The 18,358-nt window shown below is 58.3% G+C and carries 13 protein-coding genes and 2 pseudogenes; 11 read left to right on the top strand and 4 right to left on the bottom strand.

Annotated features, from left to right (window positions below; all coding sequences use genetic code 11):
* Window positions 1-33: 33 nt before the first annotated feature.
* Both L1892_RS17645 and L1892_RS17640 read right to left on the bottom strand, forming a co-directional pair.
* The gene (locus L1892_RS17645; RefSeq protein ID WP_235724950.1) at window positions 34-1,104 is read right to left on the bottom strand and encodes a hypothetical protein; all 1,071 of its coding nucleotides are present in this window, start codon (window positions 1,102-1,104) and stop codon (window positions 34-36) included.
* 159 nt (window positions 1,105-1,263) lie between these two features.
* Entirely contained in the window at window positions 1,264-1,872 is a 609-nt protein-coding gene (locus L1892_RS17640; protein ID WP_235724949.1) for a TetR/AcrR family transcriptional regulator, read from the bottom strand.
* A 251-nt stretch (window positions 1,873-2,123) separates the two neighbouring features.
* Between L1892_RS17640 and L1892_RS17635 the strand changes: the two genes are divergently transcribed.
* On the top strand, window positions 2,124-3,434 hold the full coding sequence (locus L1892_RS17635; protein ID WP_235724948.1) for a lipase family protein: 1,311 nt from the start codon (window positions 2,124-2,126) through the stop codon (window positions 3,432-3,434).
* On the opposite strand, the gene L1892_RS17630 is transcribed toward L1892_RS17635, so the two are convergent.
* Both L1892_RS17630 and L1892_RS17625 read right to left on the bottom strand, forming a co-directional pair.
* Window positions 3,385-4,059: a hypothetical protein gene (locus tag L1892_RS17630; RefSeq protein ID WP_235724947.1), complete on the bottom strand. Its 675-nt coding sequence runs from the start codon at window positions 4,057-4,059 to the stop codon at window positions 3,385-3,387. The genes L1892_RS17635 and L1892_RS17630 overlap by 50 nt on opposite strands.
* Before the next feature lie 34 nt (window positions 4,060-4,093).
* Complete coding sequence (locus L1892_RS17625) at window positions 4,094-5,092, bottom strand: glycoside hydrolase family 26 protein (protein ID WP_235724946.1); 999 nt, start codon at window positions 5,090-5,092, stop codon at window positions 4,094-4,096.
* Between the two features lie 1,213 nt (window positions 5,093-6,305).
* Between L1892_RS17625 and L1892_RS17620 the strand changes: the two genes are divergently transcribed.
* The 10 genes and pseudogenes from L1892_RS17620 (at window position 6,306) to L1892_RS17590 (ending at window position 18,278) form a co-directional block, all read left to right on the top strand.
* Window positions 6,306-7,721, top strand: a complete 1,416-nt coding sequence (locus L1892_RS17620; RefSeq protein ID WP_235724945.1) for a sugar transferase — start codon at window positions 6,306-6,308, stop codon at window positions 7,719-7,721.
* Window positions 7,721-9,022: a UDP-glucose dehydrogenase family protein gene (locus tag L1892_RS17615; RefSeq protein WP_235724944.1), complete on the top strand. Its 1,302-nt coding sequence runs from the start codon at window positions 7,721-7,723 to the stop codon at window positions 9,020-9,022. Before L1892_RS17620 ends, L1892_RS17615 begins: the two co-directional genes overlap by 1 nt.
* Before the next feature lie 470 nt (window positions 9,023-9,492).
* Window positions 9,493-10,323 carry a glycosyltransferase family protein gene (locus L1892_RS17610; protein ID WP_235724943.1) on the top strand — a complete coding sequence of 277 codons (831 nt, stop codon included), beginning with the start codon at window positions 9,493-9,495 and terminating at the stop codon, window positions 10,321-10,323.
* 52 nt (window positions 10,324-10,375) lie between these two features.
* A pseudogene (locus L1892_RS25100) lies at window positions 10,376-11,167 on the top strand (oligosaccharide flippase family protein); the annotation flags it as partial.
* Window positions 11,168-11,458: 291 nt separating this feature from the next.
* The gene (locus L1892_RS25095) at window positions 11,459-11,608 is read left to right on the top strand and encodes a hypothetical protein (protein WP_435948556.1); all 150 of its coding nucleotides are present in this window, start codon (window positions 11,459-11,461) and stop codon (window positions 11,606-11,608) included.
* 61 nt (window positions 11,609-11,669) lie between these two features.
* A complete protein-coding gene (locus L1892_RS17600; protein WP_235724942.1) occupies window positions 11,670-12,710 on the top strand; it encodes a glycosyltransferase family 4 protein in 1,041 nt (346 codons plus the stop codon).
* Window positions 12,703-13,812 carry a glycosyltransferase family 4 protein gene (locus L1892_RS25060; RefSeq protein WP_372475182.1) on the top strand — a complete coding sequence of 370 codons (1,110 nt, stop codon included), beginning with the start codon at window positions 12,703-12,705 and terminating at the stop codon, window positions 13,810-13,812. The genes L1892_RS17600 and L1892_RS25060 overlap by 8 nt, the downstream gene beginning before the upstream one ends.
* Window positions 13,813-15,180: 1,368 nt before the next feature.
* Window positions 15,181-15,771 (top strand): annotated as a pseudogene (locus tag L1892_RS25055) (glycosyltransferase); the annotation flags it as partial.
* 24 nt (window positions 15,772-15,795) lie between these two features.
* Window positions 15,796-16,311, top strand: coding sequence for a glycosyltransferase (locus tag L1892_RS17595; RefSeq protein WP_235724941.1), 516 nt, complete (start codon window positions 15,796-15,798; stop codon window positions 16,309-16,311).
* Window positions 16,312-16,868: 557 nt separating this feature from the next.
* Entirely contained in the window at window positions 16,869-18,278 is a 1,410-nt protein-coding gene (locus tag L1892_RS17590) for a tyrosine-protein kinase domain-containing protein (RefSeq protein ID WP_235724940.1), read from the top strand.
* Window positions 18,279-18,358: the final 80 nt, after the last annotated feature.

The following is an 18,358-nucleotide window of genomic DNA, read 5'->3' as shown; positions in this document are numbered from 1 at the left end:
GGCCGATCCGGTTTGCAGCCCTCACACTCCGGCCTAACAGCTGATGATGACCTGCGGATCGGTCGTCATGTCGAGCCATTTCCCGTACGCGTCGTCGTTCTCGCGCCGCACGGCAGCGCACACTTCCGACTGCGAGTAGCCGGCCGGCTTGTAGACCGCGTATATCGGATTGCCCTCATCGCTCTGTTGGCGCAGCGACGGACACGACTCGTCGGTGCGCAGGTACTTCGCGCCCGGATGTGCGGCGAGGGCGTTGCCGACTTCTGTGGCGTAACTGCCGGGATTGGTGGCGCTGTAGACCACCACGATGCCGAGACCGTCGCACGCGGGTCGGGTGATGGGCACCGACAGCCCGAGGTCGCCGGCACCATCGCCTGCGGCCTCGCCCTGCGAGTCCCGCGCACACATGGTGAAGTTGCCCAGCTCTGCCTCCGGGACACCGTCGTCGCGGGCCTCGTCTGGGCACTTCATGGTCGGGAAGGCTGTGTAGAGCACCCACTTCCCGCCGACGACGTGCGCCAGTCCCGATCCGTCACCCACCGCACTCCACGTCACGTGTGCCCAGCCGTCGTAACAGCGTGGCGGCACGATGATCGGCTGCCCGAGGTCCGCGCTGATCGCCTCGGCGGTACACGCTGGGCCGCTCGGTGTCTGAGCTCCTGCGCCAGAATCCTGCGGAACGACGATGAGCGTCGCATCGTTGCTCTCGCATTTTGTTCCGTATCCGGCGATCTCCGCCGCCGCCGCGGTAGGGCTCACGCATGTCCATCCGTCGAACACCGCCGAGTTCGTGTTGCCCTGACGCACCAGCGACGGATCGGTGAAGTACCGGTTGATGAGCGCGACCGCAGCCGTACACGACATTGCTCCGGACTGCACCACCACGCTGCCGGGTGTGCCGCTGGCGAATGTGACCGTGCCGCACCGCGTCCCCGGGCCGGCCAACTCCTGGGTCTGCTCCATGTTCGACAACCCGGTCGAGGAGTCGGACGCCGACTGCGGTTCTCCGGACGTGGCACACGCGGTCGCGATGAGGACGAGGCCCAGGATGGCGGCGGTCAGTGCTCGGTGAAGTGTGAAGAACCGTGGGGTCCGCTGCCGCATCGATCTCTCCCATCGTCGCCTGTGGCGGCCCGACGCTAGCGCATGCGAACGTCCGACGACGGGGAGATCGGTCAGGTTGCGTCATTCAGACGAATTGAGAACGGCAACTCTGCCGTCGGCAGGCCGGATAGCCCACAGGACCGTAGCCATCGCGTGACGTCACCGCGAAGCGCGCATCCCCGCTCGGAGAGTGAGCATGAAGTCGGTCATGGCATCCGCCAGTTGGGTGCGGGTTTCGCTGGTGAAGGCACCGTCGGACTGGTCCAGTGCGTCGGCGATGAGGTCGAAGATTCCGCCGGTGGCCGCGATCGCCAGGTGATTGTCGTCGTCGGTGATGGCGGCGTCGAACCGCGTCCATACCGAGCGGACCAGGTCGGCGGCTTGGCGGCGGTTGGCGCGGCGTTGTCGCTCGACGGTGGGTGAGATCCCACCGGACTGACCGAACGTGACGACTCCGACGCGGGGGTCATCGGCCAAGGCATCGACGAAACTGGTCAACAACCGTCGGGTGAGATCGGCCTCGGACTCGTCCGAGTCGTCGGGGATCGCGTAGAGCCGTTCGAAGATCGAGTGGGTGTTGCGCTGCAGCAGTTCGAGATAACACGCCTCCTTGGTGGAGAAGTGCTCGTAGAACGCCTTGTTGCCGACGTAGGCCATCTGGCAGATCGCCTCTATCGACGAGTTCGCGTACCCCTCCCGGGCGAACAAGTCGAGCGCCGCGTCGAGGATCAACTCACGGCGTTGTTGCGCGCGCTCGGTCGCGTCCATACCTCTGATGCGTCGTCCTGATGACGACGGCGCAGCGCCTCGTGCTCTTCCGGTCACCTTCGAAAGTGTAGAAGCAATTACGAACAAGAGCTCTTGTTAATAAAAGGCTTGTGTGTTGTACTGCTGTGGCTTACATCACCAACGACTGGGGGCAGCGCGTGAACAACCGAAACTTTGATGCGGCTCGGTACAGGCGTCCTCGCGGTAGGGGCTTGCGGGAGAAAGCGTTTCGCCGGGTGGTGACGGTACTGATGACCGCTGCGCTCGTAACCGCAGCCGCACTCACAGCCGCCGTCGCGGAGGCGGCACCGACATTCCCGCACACCTTCCCGCCGAATCAGAATCAGTTGCCTCAGCTGCCGCGTGAGCCAGACATCTACCGCGCGCTCCCGATACCCACCCCGGATGAAGATCCGTGGTACCGCGACCCGCCGAACATCTCGGCCTACGAGCTAGGTCAGGTGGTTCGGACGCGGACTGTCCAGACGCGCGTGCTGGGCATCCCGTTCCCGGTGCACACCAAGCAGTTGTTGTACCGATCCGAGGATGCGCACGGCGAACCGATCGTGACGGCGACTTCGGTGATCGTCCCGGGCATTCCTTGGCAGGGGAGTCCTCGCCCCGTCGTGTCATTCCAGGAGGCTATCGACTCCACCAACTCATCCTGCAATCCGTCACACACCCTGCAGACCGGCACCTTCAAAGAGGCGGCGCTGGCAACAAGTTGGCTCGCACAAGGATTCGCTGTGAACATCCCGGACTTCGACGGCAAGTTCAACACGTTCAGCACCTGGGACGAAGGCAAGATGGTGCTGGACAGTCTGCGCGCAGTGAAGAACGACAAGACACTTGGCCTACGCGACTCAGCATTTGCACTCTACGGATACTCCGGCGGCGGATCGGGTTCCATCCGGGCGGCCGGCCTCCGCCGGACCTACGCGCCGGACGTCAAGATAGTCGGCACCGCCATGGGCGGCGCGCCCGCAGACCTGGTGGCGCAGGCCCGCTACGCCACCGGCCCGCAACCGGGAGTTACCGGAATCAGCAACTTCACGATGTGGCTCGGCTTCGCCGCGTTGTCACGCGAGTATCCGAAGATCTTCGACGCCGACGCGCTGCTGACACCGGCGGGGCGGGCTATCGTTGCCGACCTCGGCGACCGGTGTGTGTACACCGCCGCGATGACCGGTATGTGGCGACCGATCCGCGACTACTTTCAGCCGGGCAAAACTCTGGAAAAAGCACCCGGAGTGATGCCGCTGCTGAAGGAGTTGAGCCTGGACAAGCACATTCCCGATACCCCCGTGCTCTGGTTCCACGGCATATGGGACGAGCTGATCCCGCCGTCGACGGTGGTGTTACCGGTGGTGCGCAAGTATTGGGCGGCGGGGGCTGACCTACGTTTCGCGACCGTGCCTCTACCGGAGCACGTGGCCAACGCGGCCGCCGGTTGGGTGCCCGCCCAAGCGTGGATCAGCGCAGTGTTGCGTGGAGAGTCGCCGGGACCGCGATTCAAGCTCGACTATCCCGCGCCGCTACCGCAGGGGTTTCCGGGCAGGTGACGCGCTCCGCGTCAGCTATGCACCCCTCACGAACCCGCCGGCAGCGGCAAGCAATACCCGAACACACACACCTTCTGCATCTCGATCGGCGGCGTGGTGGTCTCCGGCGCGGGCGCACTGGTCGGCGCTGCCTCACCGGGAACCTCGACCCGTACCGGCGTGGCCCCGTTGCCGCCCCCGCAGGCAACGGGGGAGTGGTCCCCCAGTACTCCTCCGCGGTCGGGTCGACCGGTGGGAGGGTGACGGTGCGACATCCCCAGTAGATGTCGTAGCTGCCGTCGGCAATGGTCGTCGAGCCGGTGGGTGTCGGCGGATCGCCGACCGACACGCGCATCGTCAGCTTCTTGCTGGAGCCGGCAACGATCAGCGCGTTGAGCTGTTCGGGTGTTTGGTAGCCGAAGGCGAGGTCGCCGGCCGAGAGTTCGCTGTCGGCGGGTACGCCGAAGATCTCGCAGCCGACGCGTTTGGCGGAGTCGTTGTGCACGGTCAGTGCCACGGTGTTGCCGCTGACGGTGGGTGTCACGGTGACGTCGGCGGGTGCCGCGGAGGCGGTCGGTGCCAGCATGCCGGCGACGAGGGCGGCCAAGGCCGAGCCTGTGGCGATGCGGCGGCTTCTGCGGGGCATGCGGGGACTCCTTTGTCGGTGCGGTCGGGTCCGGTCAGGTGCGGTTGATCAGTTGGGCGAGCATGCTGCGGAAGGCGCGGACACTGTCGTCGGTGCTGTTGAACCGCCAGTCGCGGTCGCGGTCTTCGGCCTGATACCAGAGCAGTGCTTCGACGCGAGGATGCTGGGCGACGACGGTGCGCAGATCCCGTATCCAGGTTGCCTTGCGGCCGGGCCAGGCTGCGGCGCAGGCCACTTCGGTGAACAGGACGGGATGGTTGCCCTCGAGGGAGGTGAGGATCTCGAGGCTGCGGTCGAACAGATCTGACGGCAGTGTCCACCGGTGGCCGGGGACGTCGCCCCAGTTGTAGCCGTCGAGACCGAGGTAGTCGACCTCGGAGGGGGCGGGGTAGGCCTCCACGAAGCTGCCGGCCTGGGAGGTCAATGCGTACGGCGCCCACACGAACTTGATGCTGGCGGTGCCGGCCATGTCGAATAGGGCACGCATGCGTGACCAGGCGGCGCGGTAGAGCTCGGGAGTGTTGCCGTTGACGCCGACTGACCACGGATACCACGGCATGTTCATCTTGGGGGCGAACCGCACCAGCAAGGGTTTGCCCCAGGAGGTGAGTTCAAAGGCCCAGCGCTGCAACGTGTCATCGAATTCGCCGTTCGCGAGTCGTTGTAGCGAGTACTGCGGCTGGTTCGGACCACCGTCGGCGACGCCCGGTTCCAGCGTGAGTAGGGGAGTGGCACCCGCAGAGACGATGATGTCGAAGTCGGTGATGGGTGCGGGCTCGTCGATGAAGGCGTAGCGGTGAATGTAGGCGGGTTGGCTCTCCGCGAGGGCCGCGAGCCGGGAGATCGGCGACTCCTGCGACGGTGCGGGCACCACGCTGGGGATGTAGGCGCCCCAGGAACGTGTTTGTGCCGACGCTCCGGTCGAATCGGAGCTGCAGGCGCCGACGGTGAGCGCGGCAGTGCCGGCCAGGGTCGCGCGCAGCATGGAGCGGCGAGACAGGTGAGCGGATGGCGCCTGCGGGTCTGGACGCATGGAATGATTGTTGCGTCTATTAGTGGGAAATGCGAACTGGGAGTGGGAATTACAACGGGGGTTGTGATTGAAATGTGAGATTGGTGGAGGGAACTCCGCCGGTCTCCACAAATCATTAGCGGCTGGCAATCCGGATTAGGAATTCAACTGCTCAGATGTCGCTGAACATGAGAAACGAAATCGGGCCTGTTCTAGGGTGTCCGACAGGGTCCGGTCGACGCAGTTGCGTACCTGGGTAGGCAAAGCCCTGCATGCGCTGCTGTGGCGAGAACGGGTCTTGCGTGACGCACCTCGTCGAGTTGTCCGATGACCCCGGTGGGGCGAGTCGTGCCAATGCGACGCGGGCGGTGGTGGGACAAGGTCTACCGCCTCGGCTGCGCGACCCTCGAGGCTTGGCTGGTCGTGTTCGCCGCAACTCCGCGGACAGCGTGGTCGAGCAGTCTCTGATGACACTTGGTGGCGCAGGAACTACATGGACGTAAACATTTGCGCAAATGTGACGCAAATCTCATCAGGCGTCTGGATTGGCTCGCAGTGCAACGATAGTGCAACCAATTTGCGCACCGATTCATCCAAACGTTTTAACGCTCGGTCGATGTGGCGCGGTGGTGTAACGACCAAACTGCGGCAGTCGATAAGAGTGAGACTCCTTCTAATGGACGTCTCAGGTACCGATAGTCATCAACATTCGCGATATTGAACAATCGCAAGCCTCGCAGGTTGCGTTGTCGGTGTGCGTAGATATGCTCTAGCGGTGTCGCCGACGGAGTCGAGCGACTTAACGTTGCGCTGCTCACAGAAGGGGTGTCTGACATGGCATTACGTGTGGATGAGCGCGACGTGTCGGCTATGTGTCATCGCTTGTTGGCGCGGTGTCGAAACATGTGGACTACGTAGCACCCAACGATAGTTGTAACTCAACGGTAAGCGAGAAAGCGGATTTAGCTGCATGCTCTTCAAGTTGTCAAAGTGCTTGGGCTGCCTTACGCTCTCAGCATCCGTTTAGGTCAAGAAATGGCCGATAATTACTGGGACATAACCATTTCTGTCCACGAACCTGTTGCTCATCTTCGGGTGCCAGTCTCTTCTAGTTTGAAGTCGGGGAGGTAGTGCGGTGGTCAACAGTCGAGCCTTCGGGGGGGCTCGCGAGGATGCCAGTCGTATCCAGCGGTTGCCCTTCGTGAGTCGTGCTCCTGCACGGTCACGATCGTGGATGCACGGTTACCTTGTGCGCCTCGCATGGTCCGATGCGATAGTGGTCGCCATCGCGATCACGGTCGCGCAAGTGGTGCGCTTCGGCACCGACAGCGCCACCATCCCGAACGGTGCAATACAGGCTCCGGCCGCGCTGGTGTCGCTCACGCTCGGTATCGCCTGGGTGCTGACCCTCCGCGCGTTCCATACCCTTGACCGTCGCGTAGTCGGCTCCGGGTCTCAAGAGTACAGCCGAATCGTCACCGCTTGCCTCTCAGTCTTTGGTGTCCTCGCGATGCTCGATCTGCTCTTCAGATTGAACATTGCGAGAGGTTTTCTGGCGCTTGCATTGCCGATCGGTACGTTCGGCCTTCTGGTGTCCCGATGGGCCTGGCGCAAGCGGCTTTCGCAGCAGCGCGCGCAAGCGAAGAACCTCGAGCACGTTCTTGTCGTCGGAGAACCCAAGTCGGCGATCCCACTAATGGAACGCCTGATGGACAATCCCAGTCTTGGCTATCGCGTCGTCGGCATCTGTCTCCCCACTCAGAGTGGTCGCCGTGCCGCGATGACCGTTCGCGACGAGAATGTGCGGGTCTTCGGCGACTTTGACGACGTCTGCCGGTCAGTCGTAGACGCCGGCGCTACAACCGTGGCGGTTACTTCCGCAGAGGCGCTGGGACACCACGCCATGCAGAGCCTTTCGTGGGATCTCGAAGGCCTTGATGTGGACATGGTGGTGTCGCCCGGCGTCGTCGACATCGCTGGACCGCGGATGATGCTGCGACCGGTCGCTGGCCTGCCCATGCTGCATATCGACAAGCCCCGCTACGAGGGCGCGAACCGCTTCCGGAAAGCGGTCGTCGACCGTGTCGGGTCCGCAGTGCTCCTCCTGATGATTTGTCCGCTTCTGGCGATCCTTGCTGCGGCCATCAAGCTCGATTCGCCAGGCCCTGTCTTCTACCGGGCGACGCGAGTCGGACTTAACAACGAACCGTTTGAGATGTGGAAGTTTCGCTCAATGGTGCAGAACGCGGACTCGCTCAAGGACAACCTTCGCTCTCTCAATGAGGGGTCGGGAGTTCTGTTCAAGATGCGCGATGACCCGCGCGTGACCAGGGTTGGGGCCTTCATTAGACGCTACAGCCTCGATGAGCTGCCACAGCTGTTCAACGTTCTGGGTGGAACCATGAGTCTGGTGGGCCCCAGGCCGCCGCTGTCAGACGAAGTCGATCGCTATGACGGGCGCGTAGCGCGACGGATGCTGGTGAAACCCGGTATGACCGGGTTGTGGCAGGTCTCGGGTCGATCCGATCTGTCGTGGGAAGAGTCTGTGCGACTTGACCTCTCGTATGTGGAGAACTGGTCGATCATGCAAGATGCCCTGATCTTGTGGAAGACGGTCAGAGCAGTGTTTGCGAAGGACGGGGCGTACTGATGCGGATGGTGGTTCTCGGACTCGGATATCTCGGCGCGACGCACGCCGCTTGTATGGCGGAGCTCGGACATGAGGTGCTGGGTATCGAGGTTGTTCCGGAGAAGCGCGCGCACCTTGCGGCAGGCGAGGTGCCGTTCTATGAGCCCGGGCTGCCTGAGCTTCTTAAGCGCCACATCGACTCAGGGCAGCTCGCGGTCTCCGGCTCGTACGCGGAAGCGGCCGATTTTGCAGACATCTTCTTCATCGCGGTCGGCACGCCGCAGAAGAAGGGTGAGTACAGTGCCGACCTTCAGTACGTTGATGCTGCGATCGAGGAACTCGTTCCGCTCTTGGCCAGGGACTCATTGATCGTAGGCAAATCGACAGTCCCGGTGGGAACAGCGCAACGTCTGGCTGAGCTAGCCAACGAACTGGCTAAGGATATCGAAGTCGAGATCGCATGGAATCCCGAGTTTCTAAGGGAAGGCTTCGCGGTTAGCGACACGTTGCACCCTGACAGGATCGTCCTGGGAACTTTTCCAAGCGGACGGGCAGAGAAGATCACACGCGAGATTTACGCGTCTGTAATCGGTCAAGATATCCCGTTCATCGTGACCGACCCACCGACAGCTGAGCTCGTAAAGTCCTCGGCAAATGCATTTCTTGCGACGAAAATATCATTTATTAACTCGATCGCCGAAGTGTGCGAGGCGGCGGGCGCAGACGTCACCGCAATAGCCGACGCCATCGGCTACGATGCCCGAATCGGGCGAAAGTTCCTGAATGCTGGGGTGGGATTTGGCGGTGGATGCCTACCGAAAGATATCCGAGCGTTCATGGCGCGGGCGGGAGAGCTAGGCGCGGCGGAGGCCCTAAGCTTTCTGCGTGAAGTTGACAACGTAAATATGCGGCGTCGAACACGAATGGTGGAACTGACACGGAAGATATGCGGCGGTTCTCTCTTAGGCGCCAAGATCGCAGTTCTCGGCGCGGCGTTCAAACCGGAATCGGACGACGTGCGGGATTCGCCGGCCCTCAACGTCGCGGGGCAGATTCAGCTCCAGGGTGCGTCCGTTTCGGTATACGATCCAAAGGCAATACCCAACTCACGTCGACTATTTCCTACCCTAGACTACGCCCCCACAGTCGCAGAAGCCTGCAGCCAAGCGGATGTGGTCCTCGTGTTGACAGAGTGGAAAGAGTTCCTCGAAATTGATCCAACAGATCTTTCGCACGTTGTAAGACGACGAAACATCGTCGACGGTCGAAACTGCCTTGACGCCGCCGAATGGATCAGAGCAGGTTGGGAGTTTCGTCGATGAGAGGTTGGGCGAGGACTGTCAAAAGCGAAACGCGTAGCTCGGCCATCGCAGCCGTCGCTGCGCAAAGCGGTCTCACAACTGAAGATACAAAGAGAATGCCTAGGGATTCCGGAAATTCCACACTCGTCATCCTTTCGACTGCGGATTACGACAGCAACGTATGGACGAACAAGCAGCATATAGCATCAAGGCTGGCTACTGGCCGACCGGTCATATACATCGAGTCGCTCGGCTTGCGAGCGCCAAAACTCAACTTCGCGGATGCAAAACGAATGCTGCTGCGCGGGCTACGGTTCCGCAGACGACAGCGGCCAATCGACACGGCTAGGCCGCAGTCGTTAGAGGTTCTATCTCCCGCTGTAGTGCCGTTCCACCGCTACAAGATAGTTCGGTGGGTCAACTACAAGCTAATATCTCGGGTGCGACAAACGAAGTTGCCTGAAAACTATCAACTTTGGACATTCTCTCCGATGACCTACGGATTGGAGAAGTCAGCCGCCAACACGGTGTATCACAGCGTCGACCTATTGCACGAACTGCCACATGTGCCAGCAGAAGCGATTTTGGCCAGTGAACGCGAGCTCATCTTGGCCGCGGATCTTGTTGCAGCTTCATCCCGGATCGTCGAGAAGCATATCCATAGTTTGGCCGAGGAAGTCGACGTCCAGTACATGCCTAACGTAGCGAACATTGACCTTTTCACATCGAGGAGAACTTCGATGCGAACAGAACGTGCAATATTCGCCGGGAACCTAACACCATCAAAAATAGACATCGATCTAATGAAGGGCCTAGCCGACGCTGGAGTCCAGATTAGCATTGCTGGGCCATATTCAATCGATGGTGCGAGTGACGGTAATGAATACATTGGCGAGCTACTAGCTCACGTAAACGTTGAATATCTGGGAAATCTCGACGAAGCATCATTGGCTACCGAGTTGGGTCGATCAAAGGTCGGGCTGATTCCCTACTCGATAAATCCATACACTCGTGGTGTATTTCCGATGAAGGTCTACGAGTATCTCGCGGCGGGACTATCGGTGGTAACAACTCCACTACCGAGTCTAATTGGCGGAGATCTGCAGAAACTTGATCTGAAGGTCGCTTCGACACACGGCGAGTTCATACGATATGTTATCAGCGAAATACGCGACTTTTCAAATCGAAAAGTCGAAGATCTCGACCTATCTGGGAACTCCTGGGAGTCCAGAATAACGGAAATCGAGCTGATCTTAGACGCGCTCGAGTGTTTACAGCCAACGTCGTACACCAGCAGGAACCAACGAGCCAGTGGCCTTTAGAGTGCGGTCAGCCAATCGGGCTCAGAACGAAGACGGTATACATGGCGTTGCCATGCCTCGAAAACAGGTCGCGGCACTAATACGGAGTTGGACTGTATATGCTTCACTACCGCTGGCGGGACTGATAACCGCGCCACTGATTGCACGAGCACTCGGGCCAGACGGGCGAGGCGCACTGGCTGCGGTTCTTCAGCCACTCGTCGTCGCTAGTTCGGTCGCGGCTTTAGGCGTACCTGCTGCAGTCGCGTATTTTATCGGACGCGGCAATGAAGCCAAATCCCTGGCCCGACAGGGCTATCTTATCGTCACGTTTCCGACCATTCTGGTTACTCTGTTCTTAATTCTCTATTCACAGCAAATTTCGGCTGCGACGGGACTCTCAAGAACAGAGGTATTATTGGTTTGGACTGCCTTTCTGCCTAGCGCGTATATCGCGATTCGGCGGGCCGCCTTTCAGGGTTGCCGAGACTTCACTACTCTGGACCTTGAGCGCATCATTGGCACACTATTACGCGTTGCGGCAATTGCAGGCCTCTTCATAGTTGGCGCTGGCGTTTTCAACTTTTCGGTCGGCTATATGGTTGCGGGTTTACTAGCTTCAGCAATCTTGTATGTCAGACCCATCGGGCGCAATAGAAATATGGCAATCGCACCATCGTCCAGATCGCGTCTTGTAGAACTATCTCGATACTCGGTATTGGCGTCCGCAGGAACGATAGCAGTCGCACTAAACAGTCGACTAGACCAAGCTGTTCTGCCAGCCGTAATGCCGCTCGACCAGCTCGGGTTCTACGCAGTAGCCGTCGCAGTGGCCGAAGTGCCTGCTGTAATAGCCCTCGTGTCAGTGCGGAACGCGTTAAGCGAGGCCGCATCTGAAGGGCTATCCTCGCCAAGACTGAAAACAACGGTTGTAGGTGGAGCGATAGCGACCGCAGCCGGGTGTGGCGCGCTGGCGGTGTCGTCAGGATATCTCGTTCCTTACGTATTCGGCGGCGACTACGCACCCGCGGTTCAGATGACTCAGATCCTTCTCGCGGCCACAGTGTTTGGATACTTCGCGAACACATGTTCCGCGATCCTCCAGGGTATCGGTAGGCCGGGGTTAGCGTCGTGTGGCCAGCTACTCGGAGCATTCGTGACCGTAGTACTGATCGTCTGCCTCAGCTCTACAACTGAAATGTCAGGAGCGATTGCGGCATCGATCGCGGTTATCGCGCAGGCGGCATCCATGATGTTCTGCGTGTGCGCATTGCTGAACATTCGGCGGGCAGAACGCGCAGAATGACTGTTTCGACTATGAGAGCTGGAAATGTGTCACCGGTTCACAGGCGCGAAGGGTAGGCGGAATGCATATTGCAATAGTTACGCCGAGACAGTTTGGCGACGACGCGAAGGGCGGGGGAGAACGCTACGTAACCGAATTGTCTGCGGCACTAAAGAAGATCGGGATTTCGAACGAGGTGCTGGAGATACCCCGTCTGCGGTCTTGGCGTTGTGATTCGGCCGAGATCGGCTTCTCGGAGCTATGGTCTCGCATTCGAAAGGCCGATGTTCTTCACATACACCAGCTAAACTCTCCTGGGTTTGATATCGGAGCCGTAATAGCCAGGATAAATAGGGTACCGATCGTACTAACTGACCACGGGGGCGGGTTCATCTGTCCTGGCAGGCTGTTAGGGCGCGCAAGATTGCTGTGCGTTTCAGCTGCAGCGTATGTTAGCGCTTGGAGTAGTTATGATATTGATCCGCACAAGCGAATTCGGAACCATACGCTGATTTACGGAGGCGGCGATCATGTAACCGCGGCGCCGGAGATCGATTCCATTGTGGACTTCGCCGTGGTGGGGCGCATCCTGCCACATAAGGGTGCGCATATTGCGATCGAGGCACTACCGGATAGCGCAAGTCTGCGAATTGTGGGGCAAGTTCGTGACTCGGAGTACTATAAATACCTTGCCCGTATTGCGGAGGGAAAGCGCGTCACTTTCGTTCCTGACGCAGATGACGCAGAGGTGGCGCAGACCTACAAAGACGCCCGCTATATCCTTTGCCCGTCAGTAACCTCATACGGTGGACACGTCTACTCACGTCCTGAACTACTTGGGCTTGTTGCCCTGGAATCGCTGGCGGTTGGCACCCCTGTCATCGGGTCTCGCGTGGGCGGCTTAGCTGAGACACTCGAACGGTTTAGCCAACAGACGGTCGAGGCTGGATCTGTTAAGGCGTGGCGCGAAACCCTCCAGAACAGTCTTACAAACCAGGCAAGCAGCGAATCTGTCAACGCTCGCGGAGAAGTCACGTGGGAATCAGTAGCCGTACGGTGTCAGAGGGTGTATTCGTCAGTCCTGCAAAGCAGACGCGGTCAAATCGGTGTAGTCGATGCGTGAACAGACAAAGAACTGGTACCGTCGGCGGCGTTCGATTGGTGCGTCCGGGCTTGGCAGTAGCGGAAAGAAGACGGTCGCCCTATTGGCGAATGCCACTGAGCGCGGAGGAGCTGAGACCTACCTATCCGCGTTAGGCCGCGAATTGACGATCCGGTCCCTGGACGTCGTTCTTATCGGCAATGTTCCCGGATGGAATGATAAAGACGGGCGACTCGTCAGGGTGATGTTTCCGCCTAAGATAAACTCTCGCGATGGGGTCGTTCGGCAGATTGTCGGTGGTTTGTTGCCTACGATTCACTCGCTGAACCATATTCGGAGGGAGAAGCCGGACGTAGTAGTTGTGCAGTATGTGCGGGAGAAGCTGACGTTTCCGAAACTACTTCCCCGACAAAAAGTTGTTTGGATTGAGCACGGCCCGCTTCCGGAGACATTGCCGCAGCTTGCCGTCCGTATTCTTCGGTGGCAATCGTCAAAGAGCGCCGTAGTGTCGGTCAGTCCCGGTGTACAAGATTCGCTGCGGCAAGTGCACATTCCATCCGTGGTGGTTCCCAACCCGCTACCGGACTGGAGTTCACGTGCCGAGCCGGACGCTACAGCGCGTCCACGGATAGTCTATGCCGGGCGTATTCATCGGCACAAACGGCTCGCGCTGCTCATAGAAGTTGCCAAGCGGAGACTAGACTGGGATTTTCTAATAGCTGGGCGAGGTCCAGATGAAGTAGAGATAGCCGCCGATTGTCCTGAGAATGTGAACTTTGTAGGTGCAGTGAGTGACGTGCGGGCCGTCTATGACGATGCGACGGTAGCGGTTCTACCATCGGGTCCAGACGCGCGGGAGGGGTCCCCAATGTCCATGCTGGAAGCGCGAGCACTTGGTATCCCGTTCGTCACGATGCGAGACAGCCACGCTGCGGAGGAAGCTCGGACTTTGGGGTGCGTGCTCGCTGAACCTACGATTGAAGGCCTAGAACGTGCACTCGTCGCCGCGATTAATTGCGGCGACGTTTACTTACCGGCGCAATTGCGAGACGACAGGTCGGTTGCCTCGTGGGGACATGCGATATCGCAGGTCGTCAGTCCCGTGGTTGACGGATCGGACTAGCATGGGCATACAAGTGCTATTTGTGGGCCTATGCCTAGCGCTGATAGGTAGAAGTCTACGTTGGTTGGTTAACGACGGTTCGTGCAAAACTCTGATCTCAGGTCTTGCAGCGACAATCTATCTCTCGTGTCTTTGGCTTCCTGGTGTGTTGCAGAACCGAGGTGAGGTTGAGAGCAAGCTGGTGAAAGCGGGGATTGCCTCGCAGCTGACAAGCGAAGATCTATCAAATCTTTGCCTTTTTTGGATTCTGGAACTTTCGGCGATCGTGGTGGCGGAGGCCACGACGGTTTTCATACTCTCGAAGAGTGGCTTTGGGTCTACAAAAGGCGCGCTTTACGGTGCTCGGCATTCGACCGAGTTCTTGCGTTCCTCAATGAAGAGTGATGGCCTATATGTCTGCTTCGTTCTGATTACGGTCGGTCTTTCTGCGTACTTGGTGTTCCCGCCGCCGGCCCTGGCAGATCGCGCAAATGATGGACAGGGAGTTACGACCCTCCTTCGGGAGTTTCTCGTGTGTGGTATAGCGATGGCTGCGTTTAACAGATTCTTTCGCTCCAGAACCGTGTTGTTGGTGTCGTTTGTTCTTATCGCTTATCTCATTTTTGAGAACGTTAGGAGTCCGCTATTGGTTGTACTTATTGCGTTCGCAGCTGGGTATGTAGCTCGTCGGGAGCTTACTTGGCGCCGTGTCTTTGCCTTTGGAGGCCTAGTATCGGTCTTTTCAGTTGTTGCCGCATATATGTCTAACTCCAGGGCCAATGCGTGGCGTAGTTTGGGCTATAGTAACTATCAGATTGCGCTAGACACACTTCGACATCCGCTCAAGTCTGTATATGAGTCCGGAGTAGATACGCTCGACGGGTATAGGCTTTCCTCCATACTGAGTGGCGAGGTTGAGCCTCACTACTTTGATCTCCTGAGCGTTGTAACGAACTTTGTGCCGCGTGCTATCTGGCCGAGCAAGCCCGGAGATTTTACCGCATCTATAAGCGCTCAATATTTGGGCTATGGCGCTAGCGGACAGTTCTTGTCACCAGTTGGATATCTTCGGCTTTCGTTTGGTTCCTATTCAATAGGATTGATGGCACTGATGTTGATAGTCGCACTGCTTTCCGCGCTGATTCTATTCTACTCGGATAGGTTCTGGCTCGCGGTCGTAATGGTCGTATCAGTGCGCTTCTTTCTGGGGGGGTCCGCTTTCGACCTTTATTATGGTCTGACGATCGTATCGTGCGTTGTGGCGTCGATGTTGATCGTATTCCTCCTGTTCGGAAACGCGAGAAGTTCACGCTACTTAAATCGACGGACGCGATCTGGGCTTGCTGGTGGCGTGTTGTTGCAACGCTCTGAGACTGGACGGTGACATACATGAGTATCGCTCGTGACCTACCGCATAGGAAATCTGAGCCGACAAGAACGAAGAGTATCGGGTTGGTTCATGACTATCTTACGCAAACCGGTGGGGCTGAACGGGTCGCGCTATCACTTGCCTTGAATCTTGGGGTCGACCGATTCTATACAAGCTTCTATCGCCCAGAGGCTACCTTTGGGGATTTTCGCTCAATCGAGGTCACCGCGTACGGCAGGGCTCTCGATATCGTGGGTCGTCGGGATCCTCGGCTTCTTTTTCCTGTGCTTCCGCGAGTATTTGAGGGCATCAGTATCGGGGACCATGATGTAGTTCTCTGCAGCTCGAGCGGGTGGTCGCACGGGATAGTGACTACCTGCCCCAAAGTTGTATATTTCCACACTCCGGCCCGTTGGCTTTATGAGCCTGAGGACTACTTTAAGGGGCCGACTAGGTTCGCCTACCCAGCCTACTGTGGCATGCGAGGTGTGCTTGAGCGCTGGGATCGACGTGCTGTAGCGACGGCTTCGATCCTAGTGGCGAACTCGTCGGCCGTCGCTAGGAGGATCGAGCGCGTTTACAGACGCGAAGCGGTTGTTGTACACCCGCCAGTCACTGTTGATGTCCAAGGGGAGATGACCCCGGTTCTGGGTGTGAACGACAGCTTCATGCTGGTTGTTGCGCGACCTCGCGGCTATAAGCATGTTCAAGTAGCGGCGGCCGCGGCCAAGGCAGCGGGTGTTCAACTCGTGGTTGTGGGGGGAAGCACCGGTTCTCGTAGCGCCTCGTTGGGCGGCGTATTGGCACTTGGAAGGGTCGACGAATCAGAGTTGCGCTGGCTTTATCGGCAAGCACGAGCGTTGGTTGCGTTGGCGCATGAGGACTTTGGGTTGACACCCATTGAGGCGCATGCTTTTGGGACCCCTGTTGTTGCTCTGCGCGCAGGTGGTTATCTAGATACCGTTATCGAGGGCGTTAATGGGGTGTTTGTCGATTCCCTGTCGTCGCCCGACGTTTCGGAGGGTATTCGAACGGCCATGGTCCGGCGATGGGATCGTGCGGCTATACGCCGGTCGGCGGATCGGTTTACGGAGAGTTCTTTTATGGCTCGTATTGGTCAAATTATCGACGAAGCATCCTCGATAGGTTAAGGGGAGTGATGGTTGTTCGTTTATGGTACCTAGCAATTCTCCTCCACGGTCGAGGATTTAGGCGTATCGCGCGTGGTATCAAAGCATTTCTATTCTTGCTTAATCAGAGCGTGCTACCGCCTGAAGCAAGCGTCGGAGAGCGGCTTCGCCTTGGGCATCATGGTTCAGGTGTAACGGTTCACCCTAATGTGACAATCGGGGACGATGTAATGCTATGGCATCGCGTAACCCTATCTGTCACGGATAGTCCCGGTTCGGCGAGCCGTGTATATATAGGCGACCGCGTTGTAATTGGTTGCGGCGCGGTTGTTGTCTCTCCATACAAGGGTTCCATCTTTATTGGATCTGATTCGGTAATCGGAGCAAACGCGGTCGTGACCAAGGATGTGCAGTCGAGGACGGTTGTTGCTGGTGTTCCTGCTTCGGTTGTCAGGTCCTCTGGAGCAGGTGATGACCGATACAGATAGCAAGTGGTGAATGTTGTACTATTCGACTTTGCAGATTTGTGTCGCTTAAATACCTATTCCTACTCTTAAGTTCGAGAGAAAGTTCTGTCAATGTCCTCTTTAAACGCTGTGCCGGGTGAGGTCGATTCTGGTGCTACTGCACTTCGCGACATACTCGGAATTGTTCGAGACAAGTGGTGGATTGTTCTCATTGTGAGTCTGGTCTGCGGAGTGCTTGGGATGGCGTTTAGTTGGATTCAGCAGCCAGTCTATAAGTCCACCTCGACTTTGTATGTTTCGTCAGCACCCAGTAATGATCCTGCATCTGCGTACCAAGGCGGTCTAGCGTCGCAGCAGCGAGTCGCTTCCTATGTCAGTCTAACCACGTCTGATGAAGTAATTTCGAATGCTCTGGAGGTTTCAGGAGTTTCTTTATCGCAGTCGGAAGCGATGTCAGCGGTCTCTGCAAGCGCGGCTCCCGATACGGTCCTCTTGTCGGTATCTGCCGTGAGCGGCGATCCGAGGGAAGCTTCTGTACTTGTCAATGCTGTCGCGGCCGAGCTCGTGCGCTATGTCGCCGAGCTGGAGAGTCCCAACTCGGGTGGTCCAGCATTGGCGAAGCTAACGGTAGTGAGCCCTGGCCAGGTGGAAGATGCCCCTGTGTCACCGCAGATTGTTCGTAATACCTTCGTGTCGGTTATGGTTGGCCTTATTTTAGGGCTCGTACTCTGTCTAGTGTTGTCACGACTTGACTCCAGCGTCCGTAGTGAGGAAGCCGTGCGTCGGATTACCGAAAGGCCAGTGCTGAGTTCCGTGCCGTCGTATCCAGGGACTTCTTCGGGCAATGTGGTGGATTTCTCGAGCGGTTCAACTCCTGTTGCCGAATCTTATCGTAAGTTGCGTGCAAACCTGTCGTTCATCGATATCGATAACCCGCCCCGTCTCGTTCTTGTCACGAGCGCCGGTGCTTCAGAAGGTAAAACGTCAACAGCACTGAATCTGGCAGCGTCGATTGCCGAGAGCGGAAAGAAGGTTTTGTTGGTTGACGCAGATTTGAGGCGTCCGACCGCGTCACGCAGTAGTGGTGTCGACATCGCCGTGGGACTGTCGAATTATCTGCATGGCGACGGGGACATTTTGGACTTCGTTCAAAGTTCGCGCACAGTTGGTCTTTCAGTGCTCGCCGCGGGCAGTCTGCCACCGAACCCCTCAGAACTCTTGGGATCGAATCGTTCAGGTGCGGGTTTCCAAGTGCTTCGAGATAGTTTCGACATGGTGGTTGTGGACTCGCCTCCTGTTCTTCCGGTTGCTGATGCTCTGGTCGTTGGTCAGTGGCTTGACGGAGTCGTTTTCGTTGTCAGGTCGGGCTCGACTGGGGTAACTGATGCGGCCGCAGCAATTAGGCAGTTGGACATTGCGAGTGTTGATGTCCTTGGTGTGGTCATTAATGATGTTCCGGCGAGCGGTACTGGCGGTGAGTATGGGTATTTGGCCGACGCCGGTGATCGAGAACATTCATGATGGATTCGGTCGTACGGGATCATTCGCGGGCTTGTAGCCTGGGTGCCATCAGTACTTTAGAGGCCAGATCTGTTTACAAT

This window comes from Gordonia tangerina (assembly GCF_021556435.1).
GTDB classification, from domain to species: domain Bacteria; phylum Actinomycetota; class Actinomycetes; order Mycobacteriales; family Mycobacteriaceae; genus Gordonia; species Gordonia tangerina.
This window is presented reverse-complemented; position numbering and strand designations above follow the sequence as displayed.

Coding starts and splice junctions, on each gene's coding strand:
- L1892_RS17645 (WP_235724950.1), bottom strand. CDS start 1,104: ATGCGGCAGCGGACCCCACGGTTCTTCACACTTCACCGAGCACTGACC.
- L1892_RS17600 (WP_235724942.1), top strand. CDS start 11,670: ATGCATATTGCAATAGTTACGCCGAGACAGTTTGGCGACGACGCGAAG.
- L1892_RS17630 (WP_235724947.1), bottom strand. CDS start 4,059: ATGCCCCGCAGAAGCCGCCGCATCGCCACAGGCTCGGCCTTGGCCGCC.
- L1892_RS17625 (WP_235724946.1), bottom strand. CDS start 5,092: ATGCGTCCAGACCCGCAGGCGCCATCCGCTCACCTGTCTCGCCGCTCC.
- L1892_RS17590 (WP_235724940.1), top strand. CDS start 16,869: ATGTCCTCTTTAAACGCTGTGCCGGGTGAGGTCGATTCTGGTGCTACT.
- L1892_RS17615 (WP_235724944.1), top strand. CDS start 7,721: ATGCGGATGGTGGTTCTCGGACTCGGATATCTCGGCGCGACGCACGCC.
- L1892_RS17595 (WP_235724941.1), top strand. CDS start 15,796: ATGACCCCGGTTCTGGGTGTGAACGACAGCTTCATGCTGGTTGTTGCG.
- L1892_RS25060 (WP_372475182.1), top strand. CDS start 12,703: ATGCGTGAACAGACAAAGAACTGGTACCGTCGGCGGCGTTCGATTGGT.
- L1892_RS17610 (WP_235724943.1), top strand. CDS start 9,493: ATGACCTACGGATTGGAGAAGTCAGCCGCCAACACGGTGTATCACAGC.
- L1892_RS17620 (WP_235724945.1), top strand. CDS start 6,306: ATGCACGGTTACCTTGTGCGCCTCGCATGGTCCGATGCGATAGTGGTC.
- L1892_RS17635 (WP_235724948.1), top strand. CDS start 2,124: ATGACCGCTGCGCTCGTAACCGCAGCCGCACTCACAGCCGCCGTCGCG.
- L1892_RS17640 (WP_235724949.1), bottom strand. CDS start 1,872: ATGGACGCGACCGAGCGCGCGCAACAACGCCGTGAGTTGATCCTCGAC.